The sequence below is a fragment of the Geomonas oryzae genome (assembly GCF_004117875.1).
GTDB lineage: Bacteria > Desulfobacterota > Desulfuromonadia > Geobacterales > Geobacteraceae > Geomonas > Geomonas oryzae.
In genome coordinates this window covers 121,009-143,114 of the sequence record NZ_RAHW01000009.1, presented here as the reverse complement: position 1 = coordinate 143,114, position 22,106 = coordinate 121,009, and the positions used below count along the sequence as shown (strand labels likewise).

The 22,106-nt window shown below is 59.1% G+C and carries 18 protein-coding genes; all 18 read left to right on the top strand.

Annotated elements, in window-relative coordinates:
• Nucleotides 1–184 precede the first annotated feature (184 nt).
• The 18 genes from D6Z24_RS19695 to D6Z24_RS19605 all read left to right on the top strand — a co-directional run bounded on the left by D6Z24_RS19695 (nt 185) and on the right by D6Z24_RS19605 (nt 22,106).
• Nucleotides 185–1,669 (top strand): sigma-54 interaction domain-containing protein, encoded by a 1,485-nt coding sequence (locus D6Z24_RS19695; RefSeq protein ID WP_129128326.1) that lies wholly within the window; start codon nt 185–187, stop codon nt 1,667–1,669.
• Between the two features lie 622 nt (nt 1,670–2,291).
• On the top strand, nt 2,292–2,492 hold the full coding sequence (locus D6Z24_RS19685) for a Flp family type IVb pilin (RefSeq protein ID WP_129128324.1): 201 nt from the start codon (nt 2,292–2,294) through the stop codon (nt 2,490–2,492).
• 192 nt (nt 2,493–2,684) lie between these two features.
• Nucleotides 2,685–3,167 carry a TadE/TadG family type IV pilus assembly protein gene (locus D6Z24_RS19680; protein WP_129128323.1) on the top strand — a complete coding sequence of 161 codons (483 nt, stop codon included), beginning with the start codon at nt 2,685–2,687 and terminating at the stop codon, nt 3,165–3,167.
• A 23-nt stretch (nt 3,168–3,190) separates the two neighbouring features.
• On the top strand, nt 3,191–4,117 hold the full coding sequence (cpaB, locus tag D6Z24_RS19675; RefSeq protein ID WP_129128322.1) for a Flp pilus assembly protein CpaB: 927 nt from the start codon (nt 3,191–3,193) through the stop codon (nt 4,115–4,117).
• 34 nt (nt 4,118–4,151) lie between these two features.
• A complete protein-coding gene (locus tag D6Z24_RS19670; protein ID WP_129128321.1) occupies nt 4,152–5,603 on the top strand; it encodes a type II and III secretion system protein family protein in 1,452 nt (483 codons plus the stop codon).
• Nucleotides 5,582–6,640, top strand: coding sequence for a pilus assembly protein TadG-related protein (locus D6Z24_RS19665; protein ID WP_129128320.1), 1,059 nt, complete (start codon nt 5,582–5,584; stop codon nt 6,638–6,640). The genes D6Z24_RS19670 and D6Z24_RS19665 overlap by 22 nt, the downstream gene beginning before the upstream one ends.
• 24 nt (nt 6,641–6,664) lie before the next feature.
• Nucleotides 6,665–7,792 carry a response regulator gene (locus D6Z24_RS19660; protein ID WP_129128319.1) on the top strand — a complete coding sequence of 376 codons (1,128 nt, stop codon included), beginning with the start codon at nt 6,665–6,667 and terminating at the stop codon, nt 7,790–7,792.
• Nucleotides 7,793–7,855: 63 nt separating this feature from the next.
• Nucleotides 7,856–9,160 (top strand): CpaF family protein, encoded by a 1,305-nt coding sequence (locus D6Z24_RS19655; RefSeq protein ID WP_129128318.1) that lies wholly within the window; start codon nt 7,856–7,858, stop codon nt 9,158–9,160.
• Between the two features lie 12 nt (nt 9,161–9,172).
• A complete protein-coding gene (locus D6Z24_RS19650; RefSeq protein WP_129128317.1) occupies nt 9,173–10,138 on the top strand; it encodes a type II secretion system F family protein in 966 nt (321 codons plus the stop codon).
• An 8-nt stretch (nt 10,139–10,146) separates the two neighbouring features.
• Nucleotides 10,147–11,058, top strand: a complete 912-nt coding sequence (locus tag D6Z24_RS19645) for a type II secretion system F family protein (protein ID WP_129128316.1) — start codon at nt 10,147–10,149, stop codon at nt 11,056–11,058.
• Between the two features lie 152 nt (nt 11,059–11,210).
• Nucleotides 11,211–13,115: an Ig-like domain-containing protein gene (locus tag D6Z24_RS19640; RefSeq protein WP_129128315.1), complete on the top strand. Its 1,905-nt coding sequence runs from the start codon at nt 11,211–11,213 to the stop codon at nt 13,113–13,115.
• Nucleotides 13,116–13,146: 31 nt separating this feature from the next.
• The gene (locus tag D6Z24_RS19635) at nt 13,147–13,755 is read left to right on the top strand and encodes an outer membrane beta-barrel protein (protein ID WP_129128314.1); all 609 of its coding nucleotides are present in this window, start codon (nt 13,147–13,149) and stop codon (nt 13,753–13,755) included.
• A gap of 1 nt (nt 13,756) precedes the next feature.
• The gene (locus D6Z24_RS19630) at nt 13,757–14,098 is read left to right on the top strand and encodes a DUF192 domain-containing protein (protein ID WP_129128313.1); all 342 of its coding nucleotides are present in this window, start codon (nt 13,757–13,759) and stop codon (nt 14,096–14,098) included.
• 27 nt (nt 14,099–14,125) lie between these two features.
• Complete coding sequence (locus tag D6Z24_RS19625) at nt 14,126–15,739, top strand: hypothetical protein (RefSeq protein ID WP_129128312.1); 1,614 nt, start codon at nt 14,126–14,128, stop codon at nt 15,737–15,739.
• A gap of 35 nt (nt 15,740–15,774) precedes the next feature.
• A complete protein-coding gene (locus tag D6Z24_RS19620) occupies nt 15,775–16,788 on the top strand; it encodes a glycosyltransferase family 2 protein (protein WP_246014740.1) in 1,014 nt (337 codons plus the stop codon).
• Between the two features lie 40 nt (nt 16,789–16,828).
• Nucleotides 16,829–18,406: a hypothetical protein gene (locus tag D6Z24_RS19615; RefSeq protein ID WP_246014739.1), complete on the top strand. Its 1,578-nt coding sequence runs from the start codon at nt 16,829–16,831 to the stop codon at nt 18,404–18,406.
• 117 nt (nt 18,407–18,523) lie between these two features.
• Nucleotides 18,524–20,920 (top strand): hypothetical protein, encoded by a 2,397-nt coding sequence (locus D6Z24_RS19610; RefSeq protein ID WP_129128309.1) that lies wholly within the window; start codon nt 18,524–18,526, stop codon nt 20,918–20,920.
• A gap of 82 nt (nt 20,921–21,002) precedes the next feature.
• Nucleotides 21,003–22,106, top strand: coding sequence for a phosphatase PAP2 family protein (locus D6Z24_RS19605; protein WP_129128308.1), 1,104 nt, complete (start codon nt 21,003–21,005; stop codon nt 22,104–22,106).

Genomic DNA, 22,106 nt, shown 5'->3' with positions numbered 1-22,106 from the left:
TCCTCAAATGTAGGAATAATTCAGCGTCATCGGGTAGAATTCTAGATCAAATCCGCTATATGTAAAGGGTGTGAGACTTTGGCGGCTGATTCCAGCCTTAACGGGTTACACAAAAGACGAGTGTTATATTGACATATTTTAACGCTTGCGTCCACCTGATACAGTGAGATCGTGCGGGGACCGTATGGGCAGACTCGATGTGAGAGTCCGGACTAACCTGGACTCTGTCGTACAATACATCTCGAGGGATGAGCGCCATTGCGAAACGGTGACCATCAAGGAGCTGAGTCTCAGCGGGGCCTTGGTATCCGGTCTCACCACTCAGCTCCCCGAGCTCTTCGCCATTCGGCCGGTCCTGCCGGGCGCAGGCGAGGTGGAACTGCGGGCCAGGTTGGTGCGACGCAGCGAAAACGGCGCCGCCATCCGTATTTTCTACTCCGACAAGAAGACCATGCAGACGCTTTGGGAGCACATAAAGGGGAAGCTCGCGCCGAGTGATGATTGCCCTTATTGCGGCCATCCCGACGATTCCCGTGAAGGTTCCTGCGACGGATGCAACCTGTACCTAAATTTCGGCAAGGACAGCTACCTGGAACGGCACATCGAGAACACCTTCGCGCAGCGCCTCAACATCCGCCTCAATCGGCTAAACCTGGAACACATCGACAAGATCATCGATTTCGTGGATTCCAAGCTGCTGAAGATCAAGCATCGCTCTCCCGACAGCGAGTTCATAGGTACTTCGGAGGGGATGCTCGCCGTATTCGCGATGATCCGAAAGGTTGCTCCTACCGAGATGAGTGTCCTTCTTCTTGGCGAAAGCGGTACCGGGAAGGAGCTGACGGCCAAGGCCCTGCACAACCTGAGTGTGCGCAGGGAAGGGCCGTTCGTGGCGGTAAACTGTGCCGCCATTCCGGAAGCCTTGCTGGAGGCGGAACTTTTCGGCTACGAAAAGGGGGCCTTCACCGGCGCTTACGCCACCAAGAAGGGGAGGTTCGAGTCCGCCGACGGCGGCACGCTCTTCCTCGACGAGATCGGCGACCTCCCCGCGACGCTGCAGGCGAAGCTTTTGCGCTTTCTCGAAGACAGGCTCATCGAAAGGGTCGGAGCTTCCACCTCCAGAAAGATCGACGTCAGGATCGTCGCCGCGACCAACCGCGATCTGCAGAAGGCGATGGCGGAGGGGGGCTTCAGGGCCGACCTCTACTACCGCCTGAACTCCTTTACCATCAAGCTCCCCCCGCTCAGGGAGAGGGGCGAGGACAAGGTCCGCCTGGCCAGGCATTTCCTGGACAGATTTGCCGCCTCCGAGAACCGGCGCATCGATTTCTCCGCCGCTTCCGTCGAGGCGATACGCCAACACCGATGGCCGGGTAACGTCAGGGAGCTTGAAAATAAGGTGCGCAGGGGGTTCCTGATGGCCAGCGATGGAATCATCGAGCCTGCGTGCATGGAACTGGAGGAGGACTGCCACCATGCCGCTGTGCAGCCGGTGTCTGAGCCGCAGCCGGGGCCTTCCCGCGCCGAGACAAGGCGTGAGAGCGTCCTTCGAGCGCTTGAGCAAAACGACTACGTCATCGCAAGGGCCGCACGCCAGCTTCAGATTAGCAGGCCGAGCATGTACGCCCTCATCAAGAAATACGGCATAAAGAAGGACGACGCGAAGTAACGACGCCGCCGGGCCCGTTTACAACAGCTTTACACTCTCTTTACACTTCTCCGTTACAGTCCGCTTACACCCGCCTGGTCATTCTTTCGAACTTCCCCCCCCGTTAACATCCGTAAGATGTCGTGATATCTGCGGATTGCAGTGAAATGGTTCGCTTGACCGCTTCGGCGGCACACAATGTGCTCAGGATATACTGAATCCAGCCATCGCAGCACTGTCTTAACCATATTTAATAAAATATAAATCGTATACGACGACATTACAAAAAAATAATTTTACTATTTTAGCGCATCAAGTTGACATAATTTAATAACTGATTTACAAGTTAACCCGAAACGGCAGCCTCGCACGACCCGGAGATTTATGCCAGCAGTCAACCTCAAAGAGTTTGCCAGGACGCGCTTTCGGTCTGACAGTAGTGGGCAGGGACTTGTTGAGTATGCGTTGTTGCTCTTGCTTATAGCTGTCGCAGTTTTCCTTGGTGTCCTTGGGTTCGGCAACCGGCTTAATGCCACATACGAGGTCATCAACTCCAGCGTCACCTGCAGCATAAAGTGAATGGGATTCGCCTGCATCTCGACTTTTGAGTGCGGAATATATCAAGCCGAAAAGGAGATGTGCCATGACTGAATGGATCAAAGCTTTTTACGTTCGACTGCTTGCCGGTTTCGCAGCCCTTAAAGGCCAGAAGGGTCAAGGGTTGGTCGAGTACGCTCTCATCCTCGTGCTAATAGCGGTGGTGGTCATCGCCATCATGACCTCTCTGGGGAGTAAGACGAATCAGGTCTTCAGCAAGGTCGACAACTCGATGACTGTCAAATAGCGGGTCGTTGACGACTGTTTTTGACAGGCATCTCACTCAAGACGGAGAATCGGACACACTGGGGGAGTGTTAATCTTTCACAATGTCCGGTTCTCCTTTTTTTTGTTCCAGATGGCTTGACATCTTTGTCTATTTGTATAAAAGTTTACCAATGCAGATACAGTGGTTGACATTTGTTGTTAGGGAAAAATAATGAATCAGCAAAAAGGTCAGGCGATCGTTGAGACTGCGATAATACTTCCCGTGCTGATTTTATTGATCATGGGACTTTTCGAGTTCGGCAGATACATGTATCTGAAGAACACCCTCAACAATGCCGCGCGGGCGGCGGCGAGGACCGCGGTCGTCACCCCCAAGTACGACGCGACCACGCACAAGGACGGCATGGCCGCCAGTGCCACCACCCACACCCTGTCCTGCACCGATGCCGAGTTTGTCGCATCCCCCGGCAACGGCGCGGTCTACAAGACCATCTGCGAATCGATCTACAACGGCATTCCCAAAAACGAAGTTGTCGTCAATATCGCGTATGCCGAACTGGCGACTCCTGCGGGGCTTAGCGCCGGCGACAGCGTCAGCGTGGAAGTAACCTGGGATAAATACGAGGCGATCCTCCCCAAACTGATCCCCATCACCAATATCGTCACTGGTGCTGCCTCGATGCGTTATGAATAACTTGCCTACCCTCAGGAGGTGCTATGACTCGACCGAAGGCGGTAATCGTTGTAGCGGTTCTTGCGCTTGTTTTCGCGGGAATCGCGGCCTGGCTCACCTTCCACTATCTGCAAACGGAGATGAATAAGACCAAGGCGGTCCAGCCACAGAGCATAGTGGTGGCCGCAGGTGACATCCCCATCGGCGGCACGATTTCCGAGCCGCAGTTGAAGGTGACCACTTGGCCAAAGGACAGCATTCCCCCCGGCAGCAGCTCCGAGGTAAAGTCCCTGGTCGGGCGCGTGGCCATCCGCCCCATCTCGAGCGGTGACGCGGTAACCGAGCAGAAGCTCAAACCAAGGGCCGGTGTCCCGGGGTCGGGCTTCATGACCTACATCATCCCCCTCGGGCACCGGGCCGTCACCGTCGCTGTGAACGAGGTCGCCGGGGTCGCCGGTTTCATCACGCCCAACGACCGTGTCGACGTAGTCCTCACCACCCCCCTGCCAGGATCCCAGAACGAGAACATCAGCAAGATCATCCTCCAGAACATCCCGGTGCTCGCCACCGGACAGATCACCGACCAGAAAGAGGGCAAGCCCGTGGTCGTCCCGACGGTCACCCTAGACCTCGTGCCGGACGACGCGGAGAAGCTTGTCGTCGGCGGCAGCAAGGGCTCCCTGCAGCTTCTTTTGAGAAACATCGCCGACACCGGTCCCATCTACGCCAAGGGGGCCACCATAGCCAGGGTCCTTGCCGGCTCCTCGATGCCCCCCGTGCAGGCGCAGGCGCCCGAAGCCGCACCACAGCCCGTCAAGGCAGTTGCCAAGCGCCCGGCACGCAAGGCTCCGCGCCCGGTATCGGCGCCGAAGGCAAAGCCCCAGGCGCAGGTCCAGCCGCAGCGGTCCGGACACACCGTCACCCTCATAGACGGCGGCGTCCGCACGACCAAGGAGTTCGTCCTTCAATAGGTGCTAACCACATAAGCTCAAATGAGGTGCATTGATGATAACCGTCCTGAAAAAACAACTGCGGCTTTTGGTCTGGGCGTTGTTGGTTACCTGCGCATATGTGACCGTGGCGAATGCCGGTGTTCCCCTGGAGGTCGGGCTGTACAAGAGCATCCTGGTGGACTTCAAAAGCCAGAACAAGAGAATCGTGCTCGTAACGCTTGCCAACACCAAGAAGGAGGCGACTGAGAAGGATACCGACGTAACGGTCGTCGCGGCGCGCCCCGGGACTGCTGACGCCTCCAACGTCGTCCCCGCCGGAGTCTCCAGAAAGAGAAGCTCGGAAACCGATGCGGCGAACACGAACAAGTTCGTGGTCCCTGAGATCCTGTCGGAATACGTGCTGAAGCTGGACGGCATCACCATAGGCAACACCAGCATGATCATATGGACCAAGGGGGACGGGGACGAGCGCCCCGTGCCGACCTTCTTCGACCTGAAGGTGGTCGGCGACCGGGAAGCGATCCAGAGCCAGTTGAAGGAAATGGCCCCGAACGACTCCATCGAGGTGCAGTTCGCCAACGACACCGTGGTTCTCTCCGGCAACGTCGCCAACGACCAGACCAGGGCCAAGGCGTTCGAAATCGCCAAGGCGTACGCGGGGAAGGTGATCAACAACATCACGGTGAACGAGCCCCAGCAGGTACTTTTGCAGGTGAAGGTCGCCCAGGTGGACAAGTCGTCGCTCAAAAAGCTCGGTATCAGCTTCTTCGCCAAGGGGAGCACGGCGGAGGGGTACTCGAATCTCGTCGGTGCCCCCGGGGGGTCCCTGAGCGGCATCGCGCCCACCTTGGGAAGCCTCGGCTCGCTGGACACCTTCCAGGCCGGGGTCTCATATTTCCCGGCGGGGATCAGTTCCGTGCTGCAAGCGCTCAGTTCCAAGGGGCTCGCCAAGGTGCTCGCCGAGCCGAACCTTCTGGTCAAGAGTTCCCAGGAAGGGAACTTCCTCGCCGGCACCAAGATCCCGCTCAGCGTCATCGAAAGCGCCAACGGCCAGGCCACCACGACCATCAGGTACGAGACGGTCGGCATAAAGCTCAAGTTCAAGCCCGAGGTGCTGGAAAACGGCATGATCGCTTTGAAGATCAACCCGGCCGAGGTGAGCAGCATCCAGGGGTACCTCCCGGTGAACGGTTACCCCATCATCGACACGAGAAACGTGGACACGAGTGTCGAGCTGAAGGACGGCCAGAGCCTGGTCCTTGCCGGGTTGCTCCAAGAGGAGGAGATCAGGAACATGTCCAAGATCCCGCTTCTGGGCGACATCCCGGTTCTCGGGGCGCTCTTTCGCTCCACAAGCACAGACATAAAGGAGAAGGAACTGGTCTTCTTCATTACGCCCGTCATCGTGAAGCCCGCGCCGGTGGCGAAGGCAGAGCTGCCGACCGACAAGAAGCTTACTCCTGAACAGGAGAGGGAATTGTCATGGATGCCAACAGGCGAGTAATCACAAACGATCGCAGGGGGTTCGCAGTCGTCTACATCGCGCTCATGATCGTGGTGCTGGTCGGCTTCGTGAGCCTCGCCGTCGACCTGGGTTACATGTACGTGACGAGAGGACAGTTGCAAAACGCAGCCGATGCCGCGGCCTTGGCCGGTGCCGCCATGAACCTTGGCGACAGCGCCTCGGTGAAGCAGAAGGCGATCGAGTTCGCAGCTAAGAACAAGGCGGCGGGAGACGATGTGGCGGTCACCGAAGGGGACGTGACCATCGGAAACTGGACCGCCACCGCGACGCCGCCCTTCTCCTCGGCCAGATTTCCGATCAACGCGGTCCGGGTGGTCGCACGCAGGACGGTGGCCGGAGCAAGCGCCGCCGAACAGGGCAAGGTGCAGCTCTTCTTCGGCAAGATCTTCGCCCTGCTGCCGGGCGGAGGGGATGGGTGGCCCGAGATGTCCGCTTCCGCAGAGGCGATAGCCATGCGGCCGCCGAGGCCCACCATCCCGATCGCCTTGTGTGAAACGCCGTGCACCATGGCCACGCCGCCTAGTGTTGCGGCCCCGGTCAAGTTCTACTTCAAGCAGTCCGGCGCCACCGCTCCCCCCCCTGAACTCACCGTCGGGTGGACCGATTTTTCATTTTCTTCCCAGGCGACCGATCTCGGCCCGCAAAGCGATATCGCCAAGTACATCCGCAGCGAACTGCACCCCCCGGACGTCTGCAACAAGGGGATCTACACCAACAACGGCGTTGGCGAGGCGGTCCAGGAGCTCAAAAAGGAATTCGAGGCCCAGCGTGACGCGGACGGCAAGTGGGAGGTCATCGTGCCGATTGTCGGGCCGGGCGTGGACAAATACGGGGCGCCGGTCGCTTCCTGTCCGCCGGGGGACCAGCCGGTCCCTTACCCGCTGACCATGTACGCCATCGCCTGGATCACCAACGTGGAGAAGGGGGCTTCTCCGGGGGTCACCTTCACCAGACTCGACTGTCTTCCCTGCGGAGATCCCTCCCTCATGGGGAAATCTCCGGTACTCGTGAAATAACGCCGCAGCCAAAAGGACCGTTGCATGCAGCCACTCATCTCACTGGTCATCATAGATAGCGATCACTCCGCCCGGACCGCGATAGAAGCCACCCTGCGCCCTTTTTCGGAAACGATAGGCATCGTGGGCTCGGCGAGCGAATTCTCCGAGGGGCTGCGGATGATCGAGAAGTCGTCCCCGAACGTCGTCATGCTCGAGGTGGACGACATACAAAAGGGTATGCAGGAGGTGCAGCTCATCTGCGCCAAGTTCCCGAGGACCTCGGTGATCGTCAGTGCCGCCGAGAAGAGCTCGGACTGGATCCTGTCGCTCATGCGCGCCGGCGCCGTGGAGTACATGCTGCGTCCCATCACCCAGGAGGAGCTCAAACAGGCGCTGCAGAAGGTGGGGCGCTTCCTCTTCGCCAAGGGGGGGGACGATACCCCGAAGGGGAGGATCTTCTCGGTCTACTACCCGACCGGGGGGGTCGGCACCACGACCGTCGCGGTGAACCTCGCCGCAAGCCTCGCCTCGGAAGGGACCCGGGTCGCCCTGGTCGACCTGAACCTCTACTCCGGCGACATCAGCACCTTCCTCGACGTGAGCCCCACCTACACGCTCAGCAGCGTGACGAGCAACATAGATCGACTCGACGCGAACTTCCTGATGACGGTGATGACCAGGCACAGTTCCGGTCCCTTCGTCCTCACCGAGCCGAGCGAGGTGGACGACGCCATATTGATCACCCCGGACCAGGTGCGCCGCATCCTCGAGTTCCTGCGCGGGGTGTTCACCTACGTCGTCGTCGATTGCGGCGGCCCGCTCGCCGGATGCAACATGGCGATCTTCGAATCCTCCGACCTGATCCTCTTCACCACGACGCTTAGCCTCCCAGCGCTTAAAAACAGCAAGCGCTACCTCTCGGCGATGGAAAGAAAGGGGCTCAGAAAGGACCGGGTGAAACTCGTGGTGAACCGCTATCTGCCTAAGGCGGACATCCAGGTGAAGGACGCGGAAAAGGTCCTCGGGACCACCGTTTACCAGACCATACCCAACGACTACATCGATGTGGTGGGGTCGATCAACAAGGGGATGCCCGTGGTCAGGATCTCTCCCGGCTCCCCCGTGAGCAAGGCGATCCTCAACCTTGCCGAGATGATGACGAAACAGTGACGCCCGCGGCTTCGCCTAAGGTGATGGCTTACCCGGGGCTGCCAGAAAACGAGAGGTTCTTCTATGGTTCCCAACAACCCATTTCAAATGCCGGGCAGCATCAAGGACCAGGAATTCTTCCAGGACCTTAAAAGCCGCATCCACCGGCGCCTGATCGAGCGGCTCGACCTCGCCAAGCTGGACCTCTTGGGCGCGAACGAACTGAACCGGGAGATCGGCTTCGTCATCGAAAACCTGATCATCGAGGAAGGGGTGCCGCTGAACCAGTTCGAGAGGGACCGCCTGGTCGTCGAGATCCAGCACGAGACCTTCGGCCTGGGCCCCCTTGAGCCGCTGCTCGCCGACCCGCACGTATCCGATATCCTGGTGAACAAGAGTTCGCAGGTCTACGTCGAGCGCTTCGGTAAGCTGGTCCGCTCCGAGGTCTGCTTCAAGGACAACGCCCATCTGCTCCAGATCATCGAACGCATCGTCTCGAAGGTGGGCAGGCGCATCGACGAGTCCTCCCCCTACGTCGACGCGAGGCTTCCCGACGGCTCCCGCGTGAACGCCATCATCCCGCCGCTGGCCCTGGACGGCCCCGTCCTCTCCATCCGCCGTTTCGGGCAGGACCCGCTCAAGATGAGCGATCTCCTGAACCTGGGAACGCTCGACCCCCGCATGGAGAAGATGCTCGAAGGGGCGGTTAAGACGAGGCTCAACATCCTCGTTTCCGGGGGTACCGGCACCGGTAAGACGACCATGCTGAACGTCTTGTCCGAATACATCCCCCAGGACGAGCGCGTGATCACCATAGAGGACTCCGCCGAACTCCACCTGAAACAGGACCACGTGGTGCGGCTCGAGACGCGCCCGCCGAACATCGAGGGGAGGGGGGAGGTCACCCAGCGCGACCTCGTGCGCAACGCCCTGAGGATGCGACCGGACCGCATCATATTGGGCGAGATCCGCGGCGGCGAGGCGCTCGACATGCTCCAGGCGATGAACACCGGTCACGACGGCTCGATCTCCACGGTCCACGCTAACACCACGAGGGACGCGCTCGCACGTATCGAAACCATGGTGCTCATGGCCGGGATGGATCTGCCGGAGCGTGCCATAAGGGAGCAAGTGGCCTCGGCGCTGAACATAGTCGTTCAGCTCGTGCGTTTCTCGGACGGCACCAGGAAGGTGGTCAAGCTCTCCGAGATCACCGGTATGGAAGGAAACACCATCGTCATGCACGACATCTTCGTCTTCGACCAGCGCGGCATCGACAAGGAGGGGAGGGTGGTCGGCGTGTATCGCGCGACCGGGGTGCGCCCCATGTTCGCCGAGCGCTTCAGGGTCTACGGCTTCGAACTCCCCCCGGGGATCTTCGAGAACTAGGAGGAGGGCGCCTTGCTGCTACCGATCGTGATCGTGACCTTCCTGGCGGTCTTCTGTCTCTGCCTCACCATTTATTTAGGTGTCGCCGCCGTCAGGACCTCGCCCAAGTACGAGTTGAAAAGGCGCCTGCAGCGCCTCGCCCGGGACACCGGCGCGCAGGGGATGCCCGAGGATCTGCGCGCTGAGATCATCCGGGAGACGCCGCCCCTGGACCGCATCCTCGCCTCATTCCCCCTCACCCGGGACCTCGACAAGAAGCTCGACCACGCAGGCCTCGATATCACCTCGTCGCGCTTTGTCATCCTCGCCGCGGGGCTTACCCTGTTCGGCCTGGTCATCTCGCTCTTCATGTTCAAGTCCATACTCGTTGCCCTACTTGTTGCGGTGGGTTTCTCGCTCTCTCCGTTCATCTTTCTGAACTACAAGATCAGACAGCGCTTTGAGAAGTTCACCGAGCTTTTTCCCGATGCCCTCACCATGATCTCGCGCTCGCTGCGCGCGGGGCACTCCTTTACCAGTGCCATCCAACTCGTGGGTGAAGAGATCCAGAACCCCGTGGGGGAGCTTTTCAAAACCGCATATGATCAGCAGCTTTTGGGCTTGAGGATCACCGAAAGCCTGAACAACATGAACGAGAGGATCGAGAGCCTGGACCTCAGGTTCTTCACCACCGCGATCGCCATCAACAACGACGTCGGCGGGAACCTCTCTGAGATCCTGGAAAACCTGGCCAAGACAATCAGAGAGCGGTTGAAGATAAGGCGTCAGGTCAGGGTCTACACCGCCCAGGGGAGGATGACCGGCTACGTGCTCGGCGTGCTGCCGGTATTCACCTTCTTCATGTTCAACATCCTGAACCCGCATTACGAGTCGGTCCTGTACAAGGAAACCAGGGGGCTCTACGTCCTGGGCCTTGCCGTGGTCCTGCAGGTCGTGGGCCTGTTCGTCATCAGAAAGATCATCAGGATAAGGATCTAGGAGGCTCGATGGTCTACGCAATTACCGCAACGGTGTTCATCGCCATCCTGCTCCTGACGGCGGCCCTCGTCTACCCGTACATGTCGCGGCGCAGCATCGTCCAGAACAGGCTCGAGAAGTTCGAAGTGAAGCCTGTGAGCAAGGTCGAGTTGGTCGAGGAAGCCCCCAAGTGGTACGACCAACTGGGTGAATTCGGGAAGATGCTGAACCTCTCTTCCAAGGAACAGGGGAAGTACTCGAAGATGCTCGTCGCCGCCGGTTACCGCAAGGAGAGCGTCTATGTCTTCTTCGGCGCGAAGCTGCTGCTCACCTGTCTTTTGCCCGGGGCTTTCTTCCTGCTTTACGTGACGGCCAAGGGGCTCGAGCTCCATTTGCAACTGCTGCTGGTGCTCATCATCCTCGCCATAGTGGGGTATCTGGCACCCAGTTACTGGCTCTACCACCAGTACAACGAACGCCAGCTGAAGATCTTTCATACCCTGCCGGACATCCTCGATCTTCTGACCGTCTGCGTCGACGCGGGGCTCAGCATGGACGCCGCCCTCATCAAGACGACGGAAACCCCGCAGTTCGCCGACGACCCGCTGGCGAAGGAGATCAAGGTGGCGACCATGGAGACGCGCGCGGGCAAGCCGCGCATAGAGTCGTTAAAGGACATGGCGGAGCGGACCATGGTCGACGACGTGAAGTCCTTCGTCACCATGCTCGCCCAGACGGAACGCTTCGGCACGAGCCTCAGCCAGGCGCTTGCCGTCCACGCCGACACCTTGCGCACCAAGAGGAGGCAGATCGCCGAGGAGGCCGCCGCAAAGACCACCATCAAGATGATCTTCCCGCTGATCCTGTTCGTATTTCCCGCTCTTCTGGTCGTCATCCTCGGGCCGGCTTACGTACAGATCAGCAGGACTCTGCTTAAATGACGGTACTGTAACTACGAAGGAGGGGTACGCGATGCACATCGATTTCGACAGCGTAATTCTACTGGTTATCGCCGTGGAACTGGCTCTCATCTATTCGCGGCTTTGCAGGAAGTGACTTTTTTGCAGGTTCAACTGCATTACGAGGAGGGGACATGCGATACATAGTGAGGGCGGCACTGCTACTGTTGCCGGTTCTGATGCTGACTTTGGCGGGGTGCGGCAGTAGTTCCAGCGGAAATGCCGATCCGTTCAATCCTGGCGGGACCATCGGCGGGACCGACACGGGAGCCGCCCCTTATACGCTGACCGTCATTCCCGCCAAGACCGCGGCCTTGGTCAACGAGGAGATGATAGTGACGGCCACCCTGAGGGATGCCAACAGTCGGCCCGTGGCCGATCAGACCGTCAACTTCTCCATAGCGGCCGGACCCGCGACGGCGGTCATCGCATCCGCCAAAACCGATTCCAACGGTGTAGCCCTGGCCTTCATAAGGGCCGGTGCAACCGCCGTCACGACCAACGTCATAGTTCAGGGCGCGTCCACCGTCGGCGGCAAGAGCGTTGTCGGCTACGGTAGCTTCCAGGTCTCACCGGCGGACGTCAACCTGAACAGCGCTCGGTTGTCCCTTGCCGCAAGCTCCAGCGCGGTCAGTCCCAACCAGCAACTCCTCATTACCGCGACCGCCCGCGACGGCTCCAACAACCCGGTCTCCAATCTCGCTGTGAGCTTCAGAATCGCTGCCGGACCTGCCACGGTGCTCACTGCAAATTCCGTCACCGATTCCAACGGTCAGGCGACGGCGATAGTGAACGCCGGTAACCCGTCATCGGTGGCGAACGTGATCGTCGAGGCGACCACTACGGTTAATACCGATCAGATCGTTGCCAACGTTCCGTTCCAGGTGGTACCGACGGCGAACTCGACGGTTAGTTACCGGTTGACCATGACTCCGAGCAAGCAGGTCGTAGACAACAACGAGGAGTTTTACGTCACCGCATTTCTGAAAGACAGCGGGGGGACCCCTGTTCCCGGCAAAACGGTAAACTTCACCGTCGCAACGGGCGAAGCCTCCGTCATAACCGCCTCCGCCACCACCGGTTCCTCAGGCGAATGCTTCGCGCGCGTTCGCGCCTTAAACCCCGCCTCGACCTCTGCCGTCATCCTGCAGGCATCCGCCACCATCGATTCCACCACGGTCACGGCGTTGGCGCCGGTGCAGATAACGACGCAGCCTTTGTCCGCCTCCATCATCAAGATGACGCTGGTCAGCGACAAGGCTTCCGTGGGTGTCAACAGCGACGTCATTTTAACCGCCTCCGTCACCGACCTGCAGTCTCCTCCGAAGCCGGTGCAAAACAAGGAGGTCTCTTTCAAAGTCCTGGCGGGCCCGGGCAACATGGTGGACTTCTCAGGCAACGTTTTGGCACAGGGTGTCGCCACCCTCGCAACCACCGATTCCCTTGGCAATGCCGTTTGCCGCCTGAGGTCGGGAACCGTCAACTCGAGCTCGAGCATCATCGTTCAGGCCACGACGACCGTGAATGACAGCCTCGTGACCGCCTACACCACCATCGAAGTCGTGCGTCAAAACAGCTATGTGATCAACTTCCTCACCTCCAAATCGCCTACCGACCCGGACGGCACCCTGAACACGCTTTCCGCGACTCTGCCCGCCGATGCCGCCGGACTTTTCACCTTCAAGCAACTCGTGCCTTTCCAGGCGCTCGACAACAACGGTGTTCCTATGCCCAATCTCGACGTCTCCATAGAGATAAACAACACCGGGAGGAACGCGGATACCCTGATACAACTGATACCGCCGCTCCCCGGCTCGCCTGTGACATACCCTGGCGTCAACCCTCTAACCGTCACGGTCAGGACCGATGATCACGGCATGGGGATATTCACCTGCAACGTGTCGCTTGAGGCTCCGGGCCCCGGAGGTTTCAACGCCGAGTCCATCATTTACCAGGCGACGGCCACCGTCGATGGAGTAACTCTCAGGTCTTACGGAGGATTCATCGCTTCGCTCACCCAGGAAAAGGCGGCACCGTAAGTTTCCCGATGAACCTACAGCTACAGGAGGCATGATGCGTAAATTCATTTTCTTGGTATTTTTTATCTTTTCCCTTTCCGCGGGGAGTGTCATGGCCGCAGACATCGGCGGCAGGTTGGGCATCACCGGAAAGGTCGGTTTCGCCGTTCCCCTTCAGGACGATTTCATCACCGGAGCCACCGATTCGAAAACCGGACTGGCTGCCGGAGGAGGTCTCATCTACGGCTTGAACAAAAACCTCGCGGCCGAGCTGGATATCACCCAGGTGCCGACCATAGATCTCGAGGTGAACGGATTGAAAGTCGGAGAGGCAGCCTTCACCGATGTCTCCCTGGGGCTTCAGTACCGGTTCACCCCGGAAACCAGCCTGGTTCCCTACCTCGGGGCGGGAGTCGATTTCATCACCGGCGATTTCCAGTACCAGTCCGGCCAGAAGTTCGATTTCGAATGGACCACGGGCGGGCACGTAAATGCGGGCGTCGACTATTTCGTCACCAAGGGGGTCGCACTCACCGCCGAGATCAAGGGGGTCTTCGCACCGAAGGGTGATGTAAAGGGCACCGCCAGTGAGTACGATCCGACCAGCTTCATGGGCACGGTAGGAGTCAGGCTCTTCCTCCCCGAGAACCTGTTCAGGTGACATGAGGGCGATTGACGCGACCTCAGGGAGAGAGATCGCGAGCCGCGTCGCGGTCGCCGACACTTTTTTCTCCAGGCTAAAGGGGCTCCTCGGCAGGGAGGAGCTCCCGTCCGGAGAAGCGATGTGGATCAGGCCCTGCCGCAGCGTCCACAGCTTCGGAATGAAATTCCCCATCGATGTGGTGTTCCTGGACCGCGACATGCGGGTGGTGGCGATGACGAAGGGGCTTCGTCCCGGCCGGGTATCGGCCCCGCCGGTGAAGGCCTGCAGCGTCCTCGAACTCCCCGTCGGCGTTCTTGACGCCGCAGCCACCGTCATCGGCAACCGCATTGAAATCACCTAGGCTTTCGCGAGGCAGGGACCATTCTCCATGCGCTGTGACCTCACAAATCCATCACGCGACGGTTACGACGCGGTCAGGCGGCGCCGGAGCGTCCTCGTTCTCGCCTGCCTCGGTGCCGTGTGCGCTGCCGCCGCGTATGTGGGGGCCGTTCCCACACGCAAGTTCGGGCACGACTTCTTTTTCCTGCTCGATAACGGGTGGCGCGTGTTCAACGGCCAACGCCCGCACCTGGACTTCACCAGCCCGTGGGGGGCGCTATCCTTCCTGGTGGTGGGCGCCGGGATGGCCCTTTCCCATGGTTCGGTGAACGCCATCGGGTACGCCAACGCGTTCTTCGCGTTCGTCCTGGCGCTTTGGGGATATCGCCTGAGCCGCGATGCCGTGGCCTTCGTTCCCAGACTCTTCATCTGTCTTTACCTAGCCTTGCTGCTCGTCTCTCCCTATCCACTCGGGTGGGGCGCGCTCAATTCAAGCCACGCGATGTATTACAACCGTTACGGGTACGTACTGCTTGGACTTTTGATGATCGAGGCGTTCCGGCGGACCGCGACTTCCGAATGGGAGGAAAAGATCGGCGGCGCATCGACGGGGGTGGTCGCGGCACTGCTGTTGTTTCTGAAGGCGAATTACTTCGGGGTGGCGCTGCTGATGATCGCGGCCTCCTTTGTGGTCGGCCGGCGCTCGAAAGCCCGTCTGTCCGCCATGACGCTCGGGTTCTTCCTGACGTCTCTGGCTTTTCTCGCGTACCTCGACTTCGACGCGGCCGCCTTTTACCGCGATCTTCAGCTTGCGGCAGGGGCCAGGGCGATGAGCTTCAGCTACAAGGAGTTGCTGATCAAACTATCGGGCAACGCGATCTACCTGCTTTTCATCGTCCTGTTATCGTGGCAAAGCTCGATGACCTTAGGTCGTCAAGGCAACGACGCTCCCGGCTTTGCCTTTGTGTTGCTGGGCTTTTTCTTTTTTGCCCTGGACATGGTGCTTCTTTGCAGCAACCAGCAGTACACCGAACTGCCGCTTACCGTTCTTTACTCCTTATTGCTGGTCATCGAGGTAAACCGGCGCAGCGGCAACCGGTTTCGTGCGCGGAAGAAGGCCCCGTTTCGCGTGGAAAGGTTAGCTCTGGTTGCCGGCGCAACGTTCTTTTTCGTTTCATTCTTCACCCAGTTCTACGGCCTTGCCTACGGCCTCGTGCAGAAAACCTGGCCCTCGGACGGCGCTTCGCTCGCGAGGTTCACCGAACCGCGCCTGAGCCCCCTGCTCATGTACGACGACAGTGCTGAGCCCAACAGCAACGGGAGAAGATACGTGGATTACATCAACAGCGGCATCCGCCTCTTGCTCGAGCAATCCCGCCCATCCGACAAGGTCCTGACCTTCGACATGATGAACCCGTTCCCGTATTCCATGGGAAGAAGCGCCCCGAGGGGGGGGATGGCGGCCGCGACCTACAATTACACCTTCAGCGACGGGCATCGCCCATCCGAGGCGTGGTACTTCGGCGATGCCGACGTCGTCATGGTTCCGAAGCGGCCGGCGTCTCCCATTGACGGGTTACTCAAGAACTACCGGTCCGGGCTGGAGCGCAGGTTCCACCTCGCGGCCGAATCAGACCTGTGGTTTTTGTACAAAAGACGATGAGAGAACGGTCCCCGCTAAAGTCAGCGCTGCAACAAATGGCGACCTTTCCCGCTTTTCTGTACGGGATATTGCTCGCGCTGGCCGGGCTGTGCGTGTATCTCACCGGCGTTTTCATCGGTTTCCTGAGACTTTTGTTCCAAGGCGACGGGCAGTGGCTCTGGGTGGCCGATCGGATCGTCTGGTACAGCGGCATGCCCGTGGTCGCTGGGGGGCTGCTCATCTGCTACGACCTCTTCGTGCTCTTCCCCTCCAAGCGCCGCACGAAGCCGGTCCGCTGGGCGCCGCCCTCAAACTGCGGCGTGACCGTCGTGCTTTCGGCCTACAACGACGAGCTCAGCATCGGTGCCGCCGTGGAGGACTTCAAAGCGCACCCGTTGGTCAGACGCGTCATCGTGGTCGACAACAACAGCTCGGACAAAACCTCCCAATGCGCGCAAGCCGCCGGAGCGCTCGTCGTGAACGAACCGCTCCAGGGGTACGGCAACTGCGTCTATCGCGCCTTGAGCGAGGGGCTTAGCTGCAAAGATACCGAGCTGACCCTTTTATGCGAAGGTGACATGACCTTCAGGGCTTACGACATCGAGAAGTTCCTGGCATACCTGCCGCACGCCGATATCGTGAACGGAACACGCATAAGCGAGCAACTGCGCGAGCGGCGCACGCAGCTCAGCACCTTCATGTACTACGGCAATTTCTTCGCCGGAAAGCTGCTCGAGGTGAAGCATCTGGGGCGCGGGACTTTCACTGATGTGGGGACCACCTACAAGCTCTGCAGGAACCATGCGCTTCAGTGCCTTATGCCGTACTTGAACCCGGAGATCAACCTGGAATTCAACGCTCATTTTCTCGATACCGCGCTGGCCCAAGATCTCGCGGTCGTTGAATGTCCGATCACCTTCCACAACCGGGTCGGCCTCAGCAAAGGGGGCAATTCCAGCAACCTGAAGGCTCTGGCGGTGGGGAGCAGGATGATATTCGGCCTTGTCGCGGGGTGGAGAAAACCGGGCATGCAGCGTCAGTTGACACAACGAGATCCTTTGCAAGGTTAACCACTACCGTTGCCGCAATCTTTTGCAAAAGGCGATTCCATTGACTACTACAGACACTACCAAACGCACGTCCTTGCTTCCGTCCATCGCGGACTTTCTCTTCATCGCCATTTTTCTGCTGGTCTCCGTGCATTTGGGAAAGAGCCTGCTGAACGACGGCGACACCGGCTACCACATCCGCGCCGGCGAGTACATCATGAAGACGATGAAGGTGCCTGACCACGACATGTTCTCCTACCTCACGCCTCCCTTGCCCTGGACCGCCCACGAGTGGCTCTCCGAGGTGATCATGGCCCTCGTCCACAACGCCTTCGGTCTGACGGGAGTCGTCGTCTTCTTCAGCTTTTTCATCGCCCTTACCGCCATGCTGCTCTTCGAAACGATCCATGCAAGCGACAGGAACATCCTCATTTCGCTCGCGGTGGTGATATTGGCTAGCGCATCTTCCGGACTGCACTGGCTCGCAAGGCCGCACATCTTTTCCTTACCACTCACCCTTGCGTGGTATCACATCCTTTGTCTTTACCAGTACAAGGACCGGAACCTGCTCTACGTACTTCCTCTGCTCATGCTTTTGTGGGTGAACCTCCACGGCGGCTTCATGGGGGGCTTCATCCTGCTTTCCGTCTTCCTCGCAGGTAACGCCTTCCAAGCGCTCCGCTCCGGCTGTGATCGGCAAAAGGCGCTGGCAAGGCTTAAGGGGCTTTCAGTGGCCGCCGCTCTCTGTTTGGCGATTACCGTGGTAAACCCTTACGGTTACGACATACTGCTTTTCCCCTTCAAGCTCACCTCGTCGGGATACCTCATGGATTCCATATCCGAATTCATGTCTCCGAATTTTCACGAGCGGTACGCAAAGGGATTCGAACTCTACCTGATACTCTTGTTTGCCGCTTTTGCCTGGTCCAGGAAAAAGCTCGACGTTTTCGACGTGCTTTTGATCGCTCTTTTCCTGCACATGTCACTTTATTCCGCACGATACATCCCGCTCTTTGCCATCGTTGCCGCACGCATCCTTTCGCGATTGCTGAACGAGGGACTCCGTGAGAGGGACACGCCCTTCTCCCGTTTCATGGAAAGGCGCTCCAGAAACATTTCCAGACTCGATGCCACGGCCATGAGGTATCTCTGGCCTGCCGCTTCGGTGGTTCTTGTCGTTTATTTCGCCGTCACAGGGAGGATCGCCTACGGTTTCGAACCGAAGACCAAGCCGGTGGCGGCAACCGAGTTCATAAAGAGAGAGCGCATCGTCGGCAACATGTTCAACAGCGACGAATTCGGGGACTACCTGATCTATGCCGCCGCGCCGTCATACAAGGTGTTCATCGACGGCAGGCTCGATATGTACGGTGCCGAGCGTCTTAAGGAATTTCGTCAGGTGACCGCATTCCAGCAGGGATGGGAAAAGGTTTTCGAGAAATACGGCATCACCTGGGTCATCTTCGAGGCGAATTCGCACCTGTCGCGTTACTTGTTGCTGAACAAGGACTGGAAGCTCATCTACGCGGACGAAGCTGCCAACATCTTCGTTAAGAACATCCCGCAGTACAGGGATCTCATCGACAGGTACCGTGCCGTAACGCCGGTCATCGTAGACGACAAGAAAGAACCTGCTTGAGGTGACACGCTAGTAGTGGGGGAAGGGAAAACGGTGGCACCTTGGCTGCGGGGAACTATGGAAGACCGTGTCTGGCTCACAAGAAGGGTAGCGCGACAAGACGTGTGGTGGGCCATTTTGGGATCGGTTGCCGTGCACACGCTGCTTATCGCCATGGCGTCGGTCACCTCCATCTATTATCCCCAGACCGGCAACACCGCGAGGTTCGACATCCTCTGGCTTTCCGCTTCGTCTATTCCATCCGAAGTACCACCTGCTCCCGATGTTACAAAGGCTTCGCAGGCTGCGCCCCCCGATGCCGTTCCGGCGGTCGATTCGTCAGAAAAAATCGAAGTGGCCGCTCCTGAACCCGCCGCGCCTGAAACGGCGGCGGCTCCGCCGGCATCCGCACCCCCTCTCTTGCAGCAGGATGCTTCTGATGCTGAGCCGGCGATGGAGGTTTTGACCACGCCGGTGGCGGTGAAAAAAGCGCTGTTGCGGAAAGCGCCGCCTCCTGAGCCTAAGAAGGTCGCCGCACTGACCGGGAAATCCGCCGATGATGAAGAGGACGAAGAGCAGGCTGCAGCAACGACCGAGGACGAGACTCCGGCTATAGACGCCGATGCGGAACAAAAAGAAGCCGAACGCGCGGCGGCTGCCGCTAAGGCCCAGGCGATAGAGGAACGCAAGGCAGCCGAAAGGCAGCGTAAGGAAAAGCAGGCACAGGAGCGGAAAAAGGCCGCCGAGGAGCGCAAGGCCGCGGAACGCGAACGGAGGCAGAGGCTTGCCCGGGAGAAGGAGCTGGCTGCCGCGGAAAAGGCGGAAAAGGAGCGTGCCGCGGCGATTCTGAAAAAGCGCGCCGAGCAGGCACTGCTGGATAAGAGGATGGCGGAGCGGGAGCGAAAAGCTGCGGCGTTGGCGGAGCAGGAACGTTTCGCCCGGGAACGTGAACGCGTTGCGGAGGAAAAAGCCGAAAAGGAGCGCCTGGCCGCTTCAGATCGAGCCCAAAAGGGCGAGCTGGCGCGACGCGAGCGGACCAGGCGGGAACAGGAGCAACGGATCGCGGAACGTGCTCTGCAGGAAAAGCTCGCACGCGAGCGCGCTGAAGAAAAAGCAGCTTTGGAACGCTTGGCGGCGGCGGAGAGGAAAAGGGAAGAAGAGCAGGAGTTGCAAAAACGCCTGGCCGAACAGGAGTTGAGGGCCGCGGAGCGAGAGGAAAAAGAGCGGCTGGCCCGGATGCGCAAGCGGGCGGCTGCCGAACAGGCCGAGCAGGAGCGGATCGCCGCAGCACAGAAAAAGAAGATCGAAGCGCTTGCTTTGCAGGAACGGCTGAGGGCGGAACAGGAGAGAAAGGCGGCACAGAAGGCGGAGGCGGAGCGTCTCGCCCGCGAGCGCGAGCGGATAGCCGCCGAGAAGACGGAGCGGGAGCGCGTTGCCGCCCTCGAGAAGAAGAAAGCCGCCGAACAGGCGTTGCAGGAAAAGAAGAAGGCGGACCAGGAGAGAAAGGCGGCTCAGAAGGCGGAAGCGGAACGCTTAATCCGTGAGCGGGAGCGCGCCGCCGCCGAGAAGATGGAGCGGGAGCGGATGGCCGCTCTCGAGAAGAAGAAACAGGCCGAGCAGGCGCTTCAGGAAAGGTTGAAGGCGGAGCAGGTGAGAAAAGCGGCACAGAAGGCGGAAGCGGAGCGCTTAGCCCGTGAACGCGAGCGGGTTGCCGCCGAGAAGCTTGAGCGGGAGCGGCTTGCTGCGGTCGAGAAGAAGAGACAGGCCGAGCAGGCGCAGCAGGAACGATGGAGGGCGGAACAGGAGAAGAAGGCGGCACAAAAGGCGGAAGCGGAACGTCTTGCCCGGGAACGGGAGCGGATGGCCGCCGAGAAAGCTGAACGGGAACGGGTTGCCGCGCTGGAGCGCAAGACACGCCTCGCCCAGGTCAGGACTGCTGCCGTTTCCGGTTCGCCCCCCGGCCAGGCGTCAAAACAGGAACCGCCGCCTCCGAAAGCGGTTGCAAAACCTGCGGAACCGGTCGCCCAAAAACCGAAGCCTGCGGAGGATAAAGGGCTTGTATTGCCTATCATCTATGGCGACCTGAAAGTCATCGTGCAAAGTGCCGGCGATTTGAAGCTCACGGTTCTTTTCAGGGATTACCCGCGGTCGAAACGAAGCAGGCCGCTTTCCCGCAACGAGTCGCGGCGCGAGCAGAAGCTGTCCCCCATCGTCGTCAAGACACCCGATCATGCCGAGGAGGCAATCGTCGAAAAGACCTCGGAAGGCATCTACACCTTTGTCGCAGAAGGTGAAGGAGGGACACCTGCAAACGCGAGCTGCATCGTGAAGGTCTATGAAAAGAGCAAGGCCGGGAAGACCAGGCGGCTTGGCTCGAAGTCGATTTCCGGCAGGACCGTGGTGGCGAGGGTGCTCATGCCGGAAGGGATCGTCTGGGAAGACGATGGCGCTTTTACCGGCAGCATGCAGGACTCCGACGGCATAACGAAGTTCAATTCGGAGGCGGGGGTTTTCTGGAAAGAATATTCACCGTAAGATCGGACTACGCGGTATCGCCCGTCATGGCACGCGCCTTAAGTTTTCAGGTGCGGATGTTGTCTGGGATGAGGACCGGTATATGTTGGAGCGGGATAAACAGGCTGCGGAAGAGAGCTGGCTGTCGCAGGCCGCACCATGGAGAAGCGTTTCCTTTGCGGAGACATCCTCATGCGACCAAGCCAGCCGATATACGACGGGAATCTTTTATCTTTTCTGCCATGTCATCCTCTCTTTGTCCGCCGCGAGGCTCGTCTTCGGCTTCCTTGCCAGGGATTTCGAGTGGTCACCGCCCCATCTCGGGTCCGGCATGGCTTTCATATTTCTCTATTTTCACGCCACAATCGGGCCGCTCTTTCACCTGTTTTTTGATCTGTCAGCAGAGACGAAACACCTCCTCTTCAACGAACCGCGTCGCCATGCCATCCAGGTGCTGAGGGCATTTTTTTCCGGCTACCTGAAGAAATATCTTTTAAACGGTGCCATGGCCTATATGGCTGTTTACGGGGTACTTGTAAGCTACACGAATCTCAAGCCCGCCATTCCGCTTTTAAACCACAGGCTTTACGATGACATCTTGTTCAGATGCGACGCTTGGATCCTGAACCTGCTGACCTGCGGTGGTCTTTACATCCTCCCGAAAACTCCCTACTTAACCCACTGTTTCGACACGATGTATTTCTTCCTTTGGCCGCTTGCCTGTCTTACCCTTCTTCTAGCGTCGCGCGAAGAGGCAGTATTCTGGCGTTTCACTTCGGCATGGTGCGTTGCCTTTGCACTTTCACTTCCTTTTTCCATACTTTTCCCGACCATGGGACCTGCCTTCTTCAAACCGGAGCTTTACCGCCACATAACTGGTACTTGTTCGGCAGGGGCAATGGAACGTCTTTGGTCGCATTACCAATCCTTCAAGTCATACCCGTTGCAGACCCCGATAGTCACTGCGAACGGCATCGTCGGCATGCCGAGTCTGCACATAGCACTTTGCTATCTCTCCAGCCTGGCAATAGGGGCTTTGTACCCAAGGCTCAGATTCCTCATGGGCGGAGTCGTTCTCCTCTTCGTCGTGGCAACGGTTTACCTCGGATGGCACTACCTGCTCGACGCCCTTGGCGGCATCGGGGTTGGTTGGATCGCCCACAAGATCAGTTGCAGGTGGTTTTACCGGAAGAGCAGGAACACTTGA